Genomic DNA, 11,713 nt, shown 5'->3' with positions numbered 1-11,713 from the left:
GCCTGATGACCATAGCGAGCTGGTCCCACCCCTTCCCATCCCGAACAGGACCGTGAAACAGCTCCACGCCGATGATAGTGCGGATTGCCCGTGTGAAAGTAGGTAATCGTCAGGCTCCTTATGCTGTAACGTCCAGAACCCCGGTGTCTCCGAAAGAGAGCCGGGGTTCTGGCGTTTACGCTTCGGATGCGGAAAACAAAAAAGCCGTCCAATGGACGGCTTTATTCGTTAACCCGCTTGCGCAAGCGCAGGCTTATTGCGTCGCCTTCTGCACAGCTGCTGCGACCGAGGCGTCCTTCGCCAAAGCAAGCTCATCTGCGACGTCCGCAAGCTGCTCCTGAGTCAATTCTTCCAGCAGCGCCAGGTCGCGCTCGATGACTTGCGGAAGATGCGCGCGCAAGAATTCCACCCACGTCTTGGTTTTCGCGTCGACGAACTTGCGCGACGGATAAAGCGCGTACACGTTCGTCTTTTGCAGCTTGTGCTGCGGCAGTACGCGCACGAGCGTACCGTTACGCAATCCTTCTATTGCCGCGTAGACCGGCAGCATCCCGATCCCCATCCCCTCGCGTATCGCCACTGCGAGCGATTCCGCGATATTCACCTGCACCGGTCCGTCCACTTGCATCTCGACGTTGCCCTCGGGCCCCTCGAGTATCCACTCATGCGCCGGGAACGCCGGCGATTTGAGAATCAGGCAGTCGTGATGCGATAGATCGGCGGGTGTGCGCGGCGCACCGTGCGTATGCACATACCCAGGCGACGCGCACAGAATGCTGTACGTCGAACCCAGCTGGTGCGAAACGAGATCGGAATTCGGCAGCGATGACGCCGTGACCACCGAGACGTCGCTGCTGCCCTCGAAGAGATCCGGCATGCGTTGCGAGAGCGTCAGCTCGACGGTGACTTCGGGATGCAGCGCGCGATAGCGCGAGATCGCCGGCAGCACGTACTGCTGACCAATACTCGCAAAGCTGTGCATGCGCAGCGCCCCGGCCGGGCGTTCATGCGCGCAGCTCGCCTCTTCTTCCGCGCTACCGACGTCCGCGAGAATCTGCGAGCAGCGCTTGAGATAGCGCTCGCCAGCGGGCGTGAGCGCAAGCCGGCGTGTCGAGCGGTTGAGCAGACGGGTGCGCAAATGCGCTTCGAGTTCGGATACCGCGCGCGACATCGCGCCGGTGGTCGAATCCAGCGACTGAGCCGCGGCGGTGAAGCTGCCCGCTTCCACAACGCGAACGAACACCCGCATGTTTTGTAACGTATCCATCAGACCTTCTTGACCTTCTTGTTCGGTGCAGAAACGATATTGTCCGCCTGTCAGGGCGCGCCATTGTTGAGTGATCTGGAACGGAGGTTCCCCGCACGTCCCATTAATGCGGCGCAATGACGCTCCTACAATCGGCCCCTGTCTTCGAAACAGCCCGAGCGTTTGTCATGAGCCGCCAGCCTGCGATACATCGAGCGTTCGACTCGCGTCGGCGCGCGGAGATCATATGGCGCGCCGCCAGACGGGCGCTGCGTGACTGGCAGGCCAGCGACGGCGCGATCTGGATTCATCTGCTGAAAACGGTCGCGGCCGGCTTGCTTGCCATGGGCATCTCCATGCTGCTGGACCTGCCGCAGCCGCGCATCGCGATGACGACGGTGTTCGTCCTGATGCAGCCGCTCTCGGGCATGGTGTTCGCCAAGAGCTTTTATCGCATCGTCGGCACTGCGGTGGGAATGGTCGCGGCGGTGGTGCTGGGCGCCGTATTCGTCCAGCAGCCCGAGCTCTACATACTCGGGATGACGGGATGGGTGGCCGCATGTACGGCCGCCGCCATGAGGAATCGCCATTTTCGCTGGTACGGTTTCGTGCTCGCCGGCTATACGGCAGCGCTGATCGGCATTCCGCTCGTGATGCAGCCCAACGGTCTCTTTCTCGCCGCACTGGGCCGCGGCGCCGAAGTGGCCGTTGGCATACTCTGCTCGGGCATGGTCAGCGCGGTGATCGTGCCCCGGCAATCGGGCTCGTTGCTCGGTCGCACCCTGCGCTCACGCTATCTTAATTTTACTGCGTTCGCTGCGGCGGTGTTGGCTGGGCGGCTCGAAAGGGGCGCATTCGAAGGGCGATTTGCGAGTCTCGTCGACGATGTCGTCGGCTTCGAGGCCACGCGTGCTTTCTCATCTTTCGAAGATCCGACGATGCGCTCGCGCAGCGGCCTGCTTTCGCGCCTGAATTCCGAATTCATGGATGCCTGCGCGCGGCTGCATGCGTTGCGCCAGTTGCTCAAAAGGCTGCGCTGGAGCGACGCGGCGATCGCACCGCTCGCGCCATACTTCGGCGAGCTAGCGGCGCTGCTCGCACAACGGCCGAGCCGCAACGAAAGCGATCGCGCCTATGCGCGGCGACTCGCCGACGGGCTCGAAGCCTTCCAGCGCACGCTGCCGCGTCATGTGCGCGAGACGCGGCGGCCGCTCGAACACGCGTTGCCCGACGCGCTGCCCGACTTCGACACCTCGGCCGAACTCATCTATCGCTTTACGACCGAGGTCGTGCGCTACAGCCGCACGTGGGCATCGCTCATGGAGGCGCGTCCCGCGCAGGAGCCGCGCGCCGCGCGCTACGTGCCCCGCACGAGCTGGTACGTCGTGGCGTTCACCTTCGTGCGCACGGCCGTAGTGGTGGCGGCGCTGGGCTGGTTCTGGGTCGAGACCGACTGGCCGAGCGGCGGCCTTGCGATGATCGCGGCCGCGCTCACGTGCGCGCTCACCTCGTCGTCGCCGAACGCGTCGCGCATGGCCGTGCAGATGGCGGTCGGCGCGGGCTTTGCCGCCGTGACGGGCTATCTCTTCACCTGCTACGTCTATCCCAATGTCGATGGCTTTCCGTTGCTCTGCGCGACACTCGTTCCGGTGCTCGCCATCGGCGCTTTTCTCGCCACGCGCTCGCGGATAGCGGGCTATGGCGTCGGCTTCTCGGTGTTCTTCTGCCTGCTGGCTGGTCCGGACAACGTGATCGCCTACACGCCGGATCTGCTGGTCAACAACGGCATCGCCGTCGTTGCCGCGATGCTGGTCGCGTCGCTCGCTTTCGCGGTGGTGTTTCCGCCGCACATGAACTGGCTCGTCGAGCGCATGTGCGTGTCGTTGCGCGGCCAGGTCGTGCTGGCTTGCCACGGGGAACTGGATGGCCTTGGGCAGCGCTTCCAGTCCGGTACGCACGATCTGATGCACCAGCTGAGGCTCTTGCTGAACGGGCGCCGCCAGGCGCACCGGCGCGCGCTGCGGTGGATGCTCGTGACGCTCGAAGTCGGGCACGCCGTGGTCGATCTGCGCAACGAGGCGCACGCGGCAGCCTGGCTCGACCTTCATGACGCGCGCTGGCCTATGGCTCTCGCGCGCGTACAGGAGGACATCGCGCATCTTTTCGAGAGCCCGGACGGGATCGCGCTCGACCGCGCGCTCAGCGCCGTGCGCGCCGCGACCTGGATCGCCCAGGAGGCGCTCGCCACCGTGCATCACGAGCGGGAAAGGCGGCACGAGGTGCAACGGCTGCTGAGTCATCTGCACTTCATCCGCAGCGCGCTGCTCGACCGCGACGCGCCGCTCGGACCGCTCGCGCGCCGCGCACGCCGCACGCGTGCGCCGCACAGTTCGTTGAAAACACAATGAAAAAGCAGGCCTGCGCGATCTTGCTGCAGTCTGGAAATATGCCTTCCACCCCGCCCGCTTAATCAATTCGACCCTGAGTCATATAGTCACATCACTGCTTCGCAGTACCCGTTAGCACTGGAGAGTAAAATGAAGTCCCTGAAGATCGCTGTTGTTGCCTGTTCGCTGTTTGCCGCCGCCGCTGCTTATGCACAGAACGAAGCACCGGCAGCGAGCGTCCCCCAGCAGGTCGCGCAATCCGCTGCCCCGCAAGTAGCGCAAGCGCCCGCCCACCGCGAAATCGTAAAGCCGGCAAAGAAGGATGAATGCGTCGGCCCGGTCAGCTTCTGCAATATTTATTTCGGTAGCTGAGATCGAGAGCACGCCAGCCATGTGCAGGCGCACGCTGAAATCCTGTGCCGCGACGCCTTCATCTGGGCGCCGCGGCTTTGCGCATTGTGGCTGCACAAAACACTGCAACAGTGTTTTGTGAAACGCGCAGTGCACGACCGCCGATGCAAGACCTGAAAATAGGCACCAGGCGATCAGAGAGTTTGTGGAGACTTTGATGTACGAAGACCGTATTCGTTGTGCCGCCTTGCGCGGGAAAATCACTTCGGCTGCCGAGGCGGCCCAACTCGTGCGCAACGGCATGCGCGTCGGCGCGAGCGGCTTTACGCGCGCGGGCGACACGAAAGCCGTGCCGCTCGAACTGGCGCGCCGTGCGCGCGAAGAGAAAGAGCCGCTGCGCATTACGCTGATGACAGGCGCCTCGCTCGGCCACGACGTCGATCGCATGCTGACCGAAGCGGGTGTGCTCGAGCGCCGTCTGCCGTTCCAGGTGGACGCGACGCTGCGCAAGGCGATCAACCGCGGCGAAGTGATGTTCGTTGACCAGCATCTTTCGGAAACCGTGGAGATGTTGCGCGCGAACCTGCTCGGCAAACTCGATCTCGCGATCATCGAAGCCGCCGCAATCACGGAAACCGGTGCGATTGTGCCCACCACGTCGGTCGGTAATTCGGCGAGCTTTGCGATTCTCGCGGAGAAGGTGATCGTCGAGATCAATCTCGCACAGCCGCTCGCGCTCGAAGGTCTGCACGACGTGTGGATTCCCGGCCGCCGCCCGCATCGCGATCCGCTGCCGATCGTACGCCCGCAGGATCGCGTGGGTACGACCGCCATCGAGATTCCGCCCGAGAAGATCGCCGCCATCGTCATCACGAACGAGGCGGACAGCCCGTCGACCGTACTGCCCGCCGACGAAGAAACCGCGCGCATTGCCGGCCACCTCATCGAATTCCTGCAGCACGAAGTGAAGCACGGCCGCATGAGCGCGCAACTGCCGCCGCTGCAGGCCGGTATCGGCACGATCGCGAACGCCGTGCTTTCGGGCTTCGTGGATTCACCGTTCGAAGCACTTACGATGTACTCCGAAGTATTGCAGGACTCGACGTTCGATCTGATCGATTCCGGCAAGATGGTATTCGCCTCGGGCGCCTCGATGACGCTTTCCGCGCAGCGCCAGGCTCAGGTGCTCGCCGAACTCGACCGCTATCGCGACAGGCTCGTGCTGCGTCCGCAGGAAGTGAGCAACCATCCCGAAGTGATTCGCCGCCTCGGCTTGATTGCGCTGAACACCGCGCTCGAATGCGACATTTACGGCAACGTCAATTCCACGCACGTGGGCGGCACGCACATGATGAATGGCATCGGCGGCTCGGGCGATTTCGCGCGCAACGCGTCGTGCGCGATCTTCGCGACCAAGGCGATTGCGAAGGACGGCCGCATTTCCAGCATCGTGCCGATGGTGCCGCACGTCGACCACAACGAGCACGACGTGGACGTGATCGTCACGGAGCAGGGTCTGGCCGATCTGCGCGGACTCGCGCCGCGCGAGCGTGCAAACCTCGTGATCGAGCGTTGCGCGCATCCGCTCTATCGCGACCTGCTGCGCGACTACTATCGCGACGCACTCAAGATCGGCGGCCAGACGCCGCACGATCTCGCGCGCGCGTATGAAATGCATCTGCGCTTCAATCAAACGGGTTCGATGCTGCCCGAAGCGATGGGCGGACTCGTCGCAAACGCATAAGGCCCAGGGCGCTCGCCATTCAGAAGCACACGAAACAAAACGGGAGCACCGGCAACGGTGCTCCCGTTCTTCATTGAAAGCGCGAATTCGCTACGCTCGTCGCACGAGGCGAATGATGAAGAGCAGAATGACCGCGCCGATAATGGCGGTAATGATCGAGCTGATGATGCCGGCGCCGATATGAATGCCGAGCACGCCGGCAAGCCAACCGCCGATGAACGCGCCGACAATGCCGACGATGATATCGACGAACAATCCGAAGCCGCCGCCTTTGACGAGAACGCCAGCGAGCCAGCCTGCAATTGCGCCGATGATGAGCCAGGCAATGATGCCGTGTTGCATATGAATAGACTCCCCTTGTTGGCGTGAAAGAATCACGGTGAGTGCAGCTTAGTCCAAGGGCGAATACGCGTCCATGAAACGCGGCCAGAATTGACAGTTCTTAAAAACTGCCGCCGATAGTTTTAAAAAACGCAACGAATCGGAAATGTATTCGTAAGGAATGCCGGCGGACGCCATGCGCAAGCCTCATTCGGGCGCGATTTCGGGTTCCGCGGCGGTCCAGCTTACGCTGGAGACGCCTTTCTCCATGCTCAGGCGGCTCGCCATGAGTTCCAGCTTCGACTGGTACTTCGGATGCAGGCGCATCGTTGCCGTCACGCGCAGGCGCGGCGGATCGCCGGCCAGGTCCTCGCTCGTGAGGCTCTGGAATGAAAGCGGTGTGGAGTACAAAGAATTTGAAAGCAACGTGCGGATATGGACTTCGTCCTCTTCGCGGCAAACCACCGTAAGCACGTAAGCGCGCACGAGATCCGCATTCGAAATGGGCGACGCGTTGATGATGCGGCTCACCTCGCGCAGCACGGTATTCGTAAGCAGCACGACAGCGGTGCCGGCCACCGCCGGGCCGTAATGGCCCGCTCCGCACAGCACGCCAACTGCCGCCGAGCACCATAGCGTCGCCGCGGTATTGATGCCCTGAATCGAGCCCTTCTCGCGCATGATGACGCCGCCGCCGAGAAAGCCCACGCCTGAGACGACATAGGCCGCGATTTGCGTCACGCCGGTCGAGCCATTGCCGGTCAGCACGCCGAGCGTGACGAACAGGCATGCTCCGCTTGCCACGAGCGTGATCGTGCGCAGACCGGCCGTGCGTTGGCGAATCTGGCGTTCGAGGCCGATGGCGACGCCGCAGGCGAACGCCGCGAGAAGGCGCAAGGCGAATTCGAGAGTCATCGTTTTGTCATGAAAGCGCAGGGCGGCCGCACGCCATGCGGCTCTCGCGCAAGGCGTGGCGGGGTGCATTGCAGTACGCCCCGGGGGCTCGTGGATCATACGCGGGACGGGGCTTTGCGCCAAGCTGTCCGCGCTGTCATGTTCGAGTCAGGATCAGGCCACGGCTCGTGAGCGAAACTAGTTTCATTCGTATGGAGATGGGAAGGCAGGCCGAATGAACGGGAGTTTCTGATGGATACGCTGCGCAATATGCGGGTCTTCGTGCGAGTGGTGGAGTCCGGCAGTTTCACGCGCGCTGCGGCGAGCGAAACGATGACGACCGCGCAGGTCTCGCGCGCGGTCACCGACCTGGAGTCGCGACTGCGCACGCGGCTTCTTAACCGCACCACGCGGCGCATGTCGCTGACCGAAGCGGGCGAGCGCTACTTCCAGAGCTGCAAGCGCATTCTTGCCGACATCGAGCAGGCCGAGGCCGAAGCCGCCGCAGCGCACGCGAATCCCGCGGGCAAGCTGCGCGTGTACGGCGGCACGAGTTTCGGGCAGCACTATGTCATGCCGCTCATCGCGCGTTATCAGCAGCATTTGCCGGAGGTCTCGGTCGATCTCACCATCGCGCAGCAGATGCCCGACATCATCGAGGAGGGCTTCGATGTGGCGGTCGTGGTGGCTGCCGAACTCGAGGACTCCGCGCTGATCTCCCAGCATCTGGGCAGCACCGCTGCCATTCTCTGCGCCTCGCCCGCGTATTTGCGCACGCGCGGCGAGCCGCAATCGTTCGAAGACCTCGAGGCGCATACCTGTCTGCACCTGACCGATGCGAGCCTGCCCGCCGGCCAATGGGTTTCCGAGGGGCCGCTTGGCGAGACCTTCCGGCATACGGGCGTGACGCCGTTCCAGGTGAACAATCCCGAAGCGCTTGCGCTCGCCATACGCGAAGGCATGGGCATCGGCCCGCTGCCGGTGCCGGTGGCGCTGCCCGGTCTCGCCGACGGCACGCTGGTGCGCGTGCTGCCCACGCACACCCTGCAAAAGCTCAACATCTACGCGCTGTACGCTTCGCGCCGGTATCTGGACGCGAAGATCCGCACCTTCGTCGAGTTTCTGCGCGAGAAGGTGCCGCTCGTCCTTGCCGAGCAGGAAGCTGCGCTCGCCACCTGCGACGAGCCGCTTCGCGACGTGGATGCACACGCGGGCCCGCGAGGGACGCGTGCGCGCAGCGGCCGCGGCCGCAGTCACAACACGCACGACCTGGAGCGCCTGCGTCTTGTGAACTGAAGCAGTTAAAGAAGTCTTCGCGAAGCGCGTGTTCGTTACGGCGCGTTTCGCGGCTGCGGATTTCCGGTGCTTCGCGACGCTACAGCGCCGATCTATCTGCGTTCCCGTGCGCTTTCGCGCGTCTCGCGCGTTGCCTGTCAGTTTCGCCATATTGGCGACAGCGACCTGCCACCGCCATTGCCTATGATGCGGCACCCGCTGGATGAATGCGTCCCCGTCTCAACCCTCGCCTGAGTTGTCCGAAACACTGACATGTGGATTGTCAATCTCGCGCTGAAGCGACCGTACACGTTCATCGTGATGGCCATCCTGATCGTGCTGGCCACGCCGTTCGTGCTCATGTCGATGGCCACCGACGTGCTGCCGAACATCAATATCCCGGTCATCAGCATCATCTGGTCGTACAACGGCTTTTCCGCGAAGGACATGGCCGATCGCATCACCTCGGTCAACGAGCGCAGCCTCACGACCACGGTGAGCAATATCGAGCACATCGAGTCGCAGTCGCTGCCCGGCATCGCCATCATCAAGCTGTTCCTGCAGCCGGGTGCAAGCCTGCAAACCGCGATCGCGCAGGCTGTTGCATCGGAGCAGGCGCAGGTGAAGCAGATGCCGCCCGGCGCGACGCCCCCGCTCGTCATCAGCTATTCGGCCTCGAGCATTCCGGTGATCCAGCTCGGCCTTTCCAGCAAGTCGATGAGCGAGCAGGCGCTCGCCGACGTCGCGATGAACTTCCTGCGCCCGCAGCTCATTACGATTCCCGGCGCGCAGGTGCCTTACCCGTATGGCGGCAAGACGCGCGTGATCTCCGTGGACCTCGACACGCGCGCGCTCATTTCGAAGGGCCTCACGCCCGCCGATATCGTTAATGCCGTCAACGCGCAGAACCTGATTTTGCCGACGGGCACGGCCAAGCTCGGGCAGACCGAATATCGTGTGGACACCAATGCATCGCCCGATACGCTGGCCGGGTTGAACCGCATTCCCGTGCAGACGGTGAACGGCGCGACCACCTATCTCGGCGACGTGGCGCACGTGCGCGACGGCTTCACGCCGCAGACCAACGTCGTGCGCCAGGACGGCCAGCGCGGCGTGCTGATGTCGATCCTCAAGACCGGCGACGCATCGACGCTGCAGGTGGTGGGCGCGCTCAAGGACCTGCTGCCGAAGGCGCGCGACACGCTGCCGGCCGACCTCGTCGTCAAGCCGCTGTTCGACCAGTCCGTATTCGTTTCCGCCGCCGTACAGGGCGTGGTGCGCGAAGCGCTTATCGCGGCCGTGCTCACGGCGGCGATGATCCTGCTCTTTCTCGGCAACTGGCGCAGCACGCTCATCATCGCGGTGTCGATTCCGCTGTCGATTCTCTCGTCGATCATCGCCCTCTACGCGCTTGGCGAGACCATCAACATCATGACGCTCGGCGGCCTCGCGCTCGCGGTCGGCATACTGGTCGACGACGCCACGGTCACGATCGAAAACATCGAACGGCATCTGCATCTGGGCGCGAAGCTGCACGACGGCATTCTCGAAGGCGCGGGCGAAATCGCGGTGCCCGCACTCGTCTCGACGCTGTGCATCTGTATCGTGTTCGTGCCGATGTTCTTCCTCACGGGCGTGGCGCGCTTTCTGTTCGTGCCGCTCGCGGAAGCCGTGGTGTTCGCGATGATCGCGTCGTACATCCTGTCGCGGACGCTGGTGCCGACGCTCGCCATGCTGCTCTTCGAGGGTCACGATCCCACCGCGCATGCGCAGCGCGCTCGAGGCTCGCTGTTCGCGCGCATACACTGGCGCTTCAATCATGCGTTCGAGCGCGTGCGCGCCAATTACATCGCGCTATTGAGCTTGCTGCTCTCGCGCCGCAAGCTTTTCGGAGGCACCTTCCTCGCGTTCTGCCTGCTGTCGCTCGTCCTCGTTTTTTTCCTTGGACGCGACTTCTTTCCTTCGGTCGATGCGGGCAATATTCGTTTGCACATGCGTGCGCCAACGGGTTTTCGCATCGAGGAAACCGCGCGCCTCGCCGACCAGGTTGAGCAGGTGGTTCGCGAAGTCGTGCCGCCCGATCAACTCGAAACGATCGTCGACAACCTCGGGCTGCCCTATAGCGGCATCAACCTCTCGTACAGCAATGCGGGGACGATGGGCACGCTCGACGGCGAAATCCAGATCGCGCTGAAGCCCGATCACGATCCCTCGCGCATTTATATCGACAAGCTGCGGACCTTGCTGCCGCAACGTTTTCCGGGCGTCGAGTTTTTTTTCCAGCCCGCCGACATCATCACGCAGATTCTCAACTTCGGTCAGCCCGCGGCGATCGACGTGCAGGTGGTGGGCGCGAACCTGAACCAGGACATGGCGCTGGCGAGCACGCTGCTCAAGCAGGTACGGCAACTGCCGGGCGCCGTCGATGCGCACATCGAGCAGCGCAACGACGAACCCGCGCTCACGCTCGCCATGGACCGCACGCGCATGCAGCAGTTGAACCTGAGTCCGCAAAACGTAGCGCAGGACGTGCTGATCGCGCTCTCGGGCAGCACGCAGACTTCGCCCGCGTTCTGGGTGAGCCCGCAAAACGGCGTGGAATACCCGCTCACGGTGCAAACGCCGCAGTATCGCGAAACCTCCATGAACGAAGTGATGGGCACGCCCGTTTCCGCGCGCGCGACGAATCCCAATGCGCCGCTGCAACTCGTGAGCAACCTCGTGCAGCTCGAGCCGCACGGGGGGCCGGCCATCGTCACGCACTACAACATCCGTCCCGTGATCGACCTGCTCGTGAGCGTAGAGGGCAGCGATCTGGGTTCCGTGGGCGTGAACATCAACGACATCATCCGGCATGTGCAGGCGCACGCGCCGCGCGGCACGACCATCACCATGCGCGGGCAGATCGGCACGATGCGTTCGTCGTACGTGGGTCTGGGCGTCGGCATTGCGATGGCGGTGGTGCTCGTGTATCTGCTGATCGTCGTGAACTTCCAGTCGTGGGCCGATCCGCTCATCATCATCAGCGCGCTGCCCGCTGCGCTCGCGGGCATTGCGTGGATGCTGTTCATCACCGGCACGCACCTGAGCGTGCCAGCGCTCACCGGCGCGATCATGACCGTGGGCGTCGCGACCGCGAACAGTATTCTCGTGGTCTCGTTCGCGCGGCAGCGTCTTGCTGCCGGCGCGTCGCCGCTTGCCGCCGCGCTCGAAGCGGGCGCCACCCGCATACGCCCCGTGCTGATGACGGCGTTCGCCATGATGATCGGCATGGTGCCGATGGCGCTCGGCCTCGGCGAAGGCGCGGAGCAGAATGCGCCTCTCGGGCGCGCGGTGATCGGCGGCCTGCTGTTCGCTACGGTCTCCACGCTATTGTTCGTACCCCTGATGTTTGCGACCGTGCATACCCGGCTCGCCCACCGCGCCGCCGCGAAACGCGAGCGCGCGGCGCAGCGCCGCGGTACACGAGGCGATACCCGTTAAGTCATTATGGCC

Annotated in this window: 8 protein-coding genes and 1 rRNA gene; 6 read left to right on the top strand and 3 right to left on the bottom strand. The window is 63.7% G+C overall.

The features are described 5' to 3' along the window. The first annotated feature begins 1 nt into the window (after window position 1). A 5S ribosomal RNA gene (rrf, locus tag A3CW_RS0122880) occupies window positions 2-115 on the top strand. Window positions 116-253: 138 nt separating this feature from the next. Here the strand turns inward: rrf and A3CW_RS0122875 are convergent. After that, the gene (locus A3CW_RS0122875; RefSeq protein ID WP_028205645.1) at window positions 254-1,267 is read right to left on the bottom strand and encodes a LysR family transcriptional regulator; all 1,014 of its coding nucleotides are present in this window, start codon (window positions 1,265-1,267) and stop codon (window positions 254-256) included. A gap of 167 nt (window positions 1,268-1,434) precedes the next feature. Here A3CW_RS0122875 and A3CW_RS0122870 point away from each other — a divergent pair, with 167 nt between their 5' ends. The 3 genes from A3CW_RS0122870 to A3CW_RS0122860 all read left to right on the top strand — a co-directional run bounded on the left by A3CW_RS0122870 (window position 1,435) and on the right by A3CW_RS0122860 (window position 5,728). Next, the gene (locus A3CW_RS0122870; protein ID WP_028205644.1) at window positions 1,435-3,654 is read left to right on the top strand and encodes an FUSC family protein; all 2,220 of its coding nucleotides are present in this window, start codon (window positions 1,435-1,437) and stop codon (window positions 3,652-3,654) included. Between the two features lie 129 nt (window positions 3,655-3,783). Beyond that, a complete protein-coding gene (locus A3CW_RS0122865) occupies window positions 3,784-4,005 on the top strand; it encodes a hypothetical protein (protein ID WP_028205643.1) in 222 nt (73 codons plus the stop codon). A gap of 196 nt (window positions 4,006-4,201) precedes the next feature. After that, a complete protein-coding gene (locus A3CW_RS0122860) occupies window positions 4,202-5,728 on the top strand; it encodes an acetyl-CoA hydrolase/transferase family protein (RefSeq protein ID WP_028205642.1) in 1,527 nt (508 codons plus the stop codon). Between the two features lie 90 nt (window positions 5,729-5,818). Here the strand turns inward: A3CW_RS0122860 and A3CW_RS0122855 are convergent, their stop codons facing one another. Continuing rightward, on the bottom strand, window positions 5,819-6,070 hold the full coding sequence (locus tag A3CW_RS0122855) for a GlsB/YeaQ/YmgE family stress response membrane protein (protein WP_028205641.1): 252 nt from the start codon (window positions 6,068-6,070) through the stop codon (window positions 5,819-5,821). 186 nt (window positions 6,071-6,256) lie between these two features. Further along, the gene (locus A3CW_RS0122850) at window positions 6,257-6,964 is read right to left on the bottom strand and encodes an MgtC/SapB family protein (RefSeq protein WP_028205640.1); all 708 of its coding nucleotides are present in this window, start codon (window positions 6,962-6,964) and stop codon (window positions 6,257-6,259) included. 231 nt (window positions 6,965-7,195) lie between these two features. Here A3CW_RS0122850 and A3CW_RS47275 point away from each other — a divergent pair, with 231 nt between their 5' ends. Together A3CW_RS47275 and A3CW_RS0122840 are read left to right on the top strand one after the other, a co-directional pair. After that, window positions 7,196-8,239, top strand: coding sequence for a LysR family transcriptional regulator (locus A3CW_RS47275; protein WP_081771763.1), 1,044 nt, complete (start codon window positions 7,196-7,198; stop codon window positions 8,237-8,239). A 252-nt stretch (window positions 8,240-8,491) separates the two neighbouring features. Then, window positions 8,492-11,701 carry an efflux RND transporter permease subunit gene (locus A3CW_RS0122840; RefSeq protein ID WP_028205639.1) on the top strand — a complete coding sequence of 1,070 codons (3,210 nt, stop codon included), beginning with the start codon at window positions 8,492-8,494 and terminating at the stop codon, window positions 11,699-11,701. Window positions 11,702-11,713 lie beyond the last annotated feature (12 nt).

The organism is Paraburkholderia nodosa DSM 21604 (assembly GCF_000519185.1).
Taxonomy (GTDB): Bacteria; Pseudomonadota; Gammaproteobacteria; order Burkholderiales; family Burkholderiaceae; genus Paraburkholderia; species Paraburkholderia nodosa.
Note: the sequence above shows the minus strand (reverse complement) of the source record. Positions and strands in the feature narration are given on the sequence as shown.

Coding starts and splice junctions, on each gene's coding strand:
- A3CW_RS0122875 (WP_028205645.1), bottom strand. CDS start 1,267: ATGGATACGTTACAAAACATGCGGGTGTTCGTTCGCGTTGTGGAAGCG.
- A3CW_RS0122870 (WP_028205644.1), top strand. CDS start 1,435: ATGAGCCGCCAGCCTGCGATACATCGAGCGTTCGACTCGCGTCGGCGC.
- A3CW_RS0122865 (WP_028205643.1), top strand. CDS start 3,784: ATGAAGTCCCTGAAGATCGCTGTTGTTGCCTGTTCGCTGTTTGCCGCC.
- A3CW_RS0122860 (WP_028205642.1), top strand. CDS start 4,202: ATGTACGAAGACCGTATTCGTTGTGCCGCCTTGCGCGGGAAAATCACT.
- A3CW_RS0122855 (WP_028205641.1), bottom strand. CDS start 6,070: ATGCAACACGGCATCATTGCCTGGCTCATCATCGGCGCAATTGCAGGC.
- A3CW_RS0122850 (WP_028205640.1), bottom strand. CDS start 6,964: ATGACTCTCGAATTCGCCTTGCGCCTTCTCGCGGCGTTCGCCTGCGGC.
- A3CW_RS47275 (WP_081771763.1), top strand. CDS start 7,196: ATGGATACGCTGCGCAATATGCGGGTCTTCGTGCGAGTGGTGGAGTCC.
- A3CW_RS0122840 (WP_028205639.1), top strand. CDS start 8,492: ATGTGGATTGTCAATCTCGCGCTGAAGCGACCGTACACGTTCATCGTG.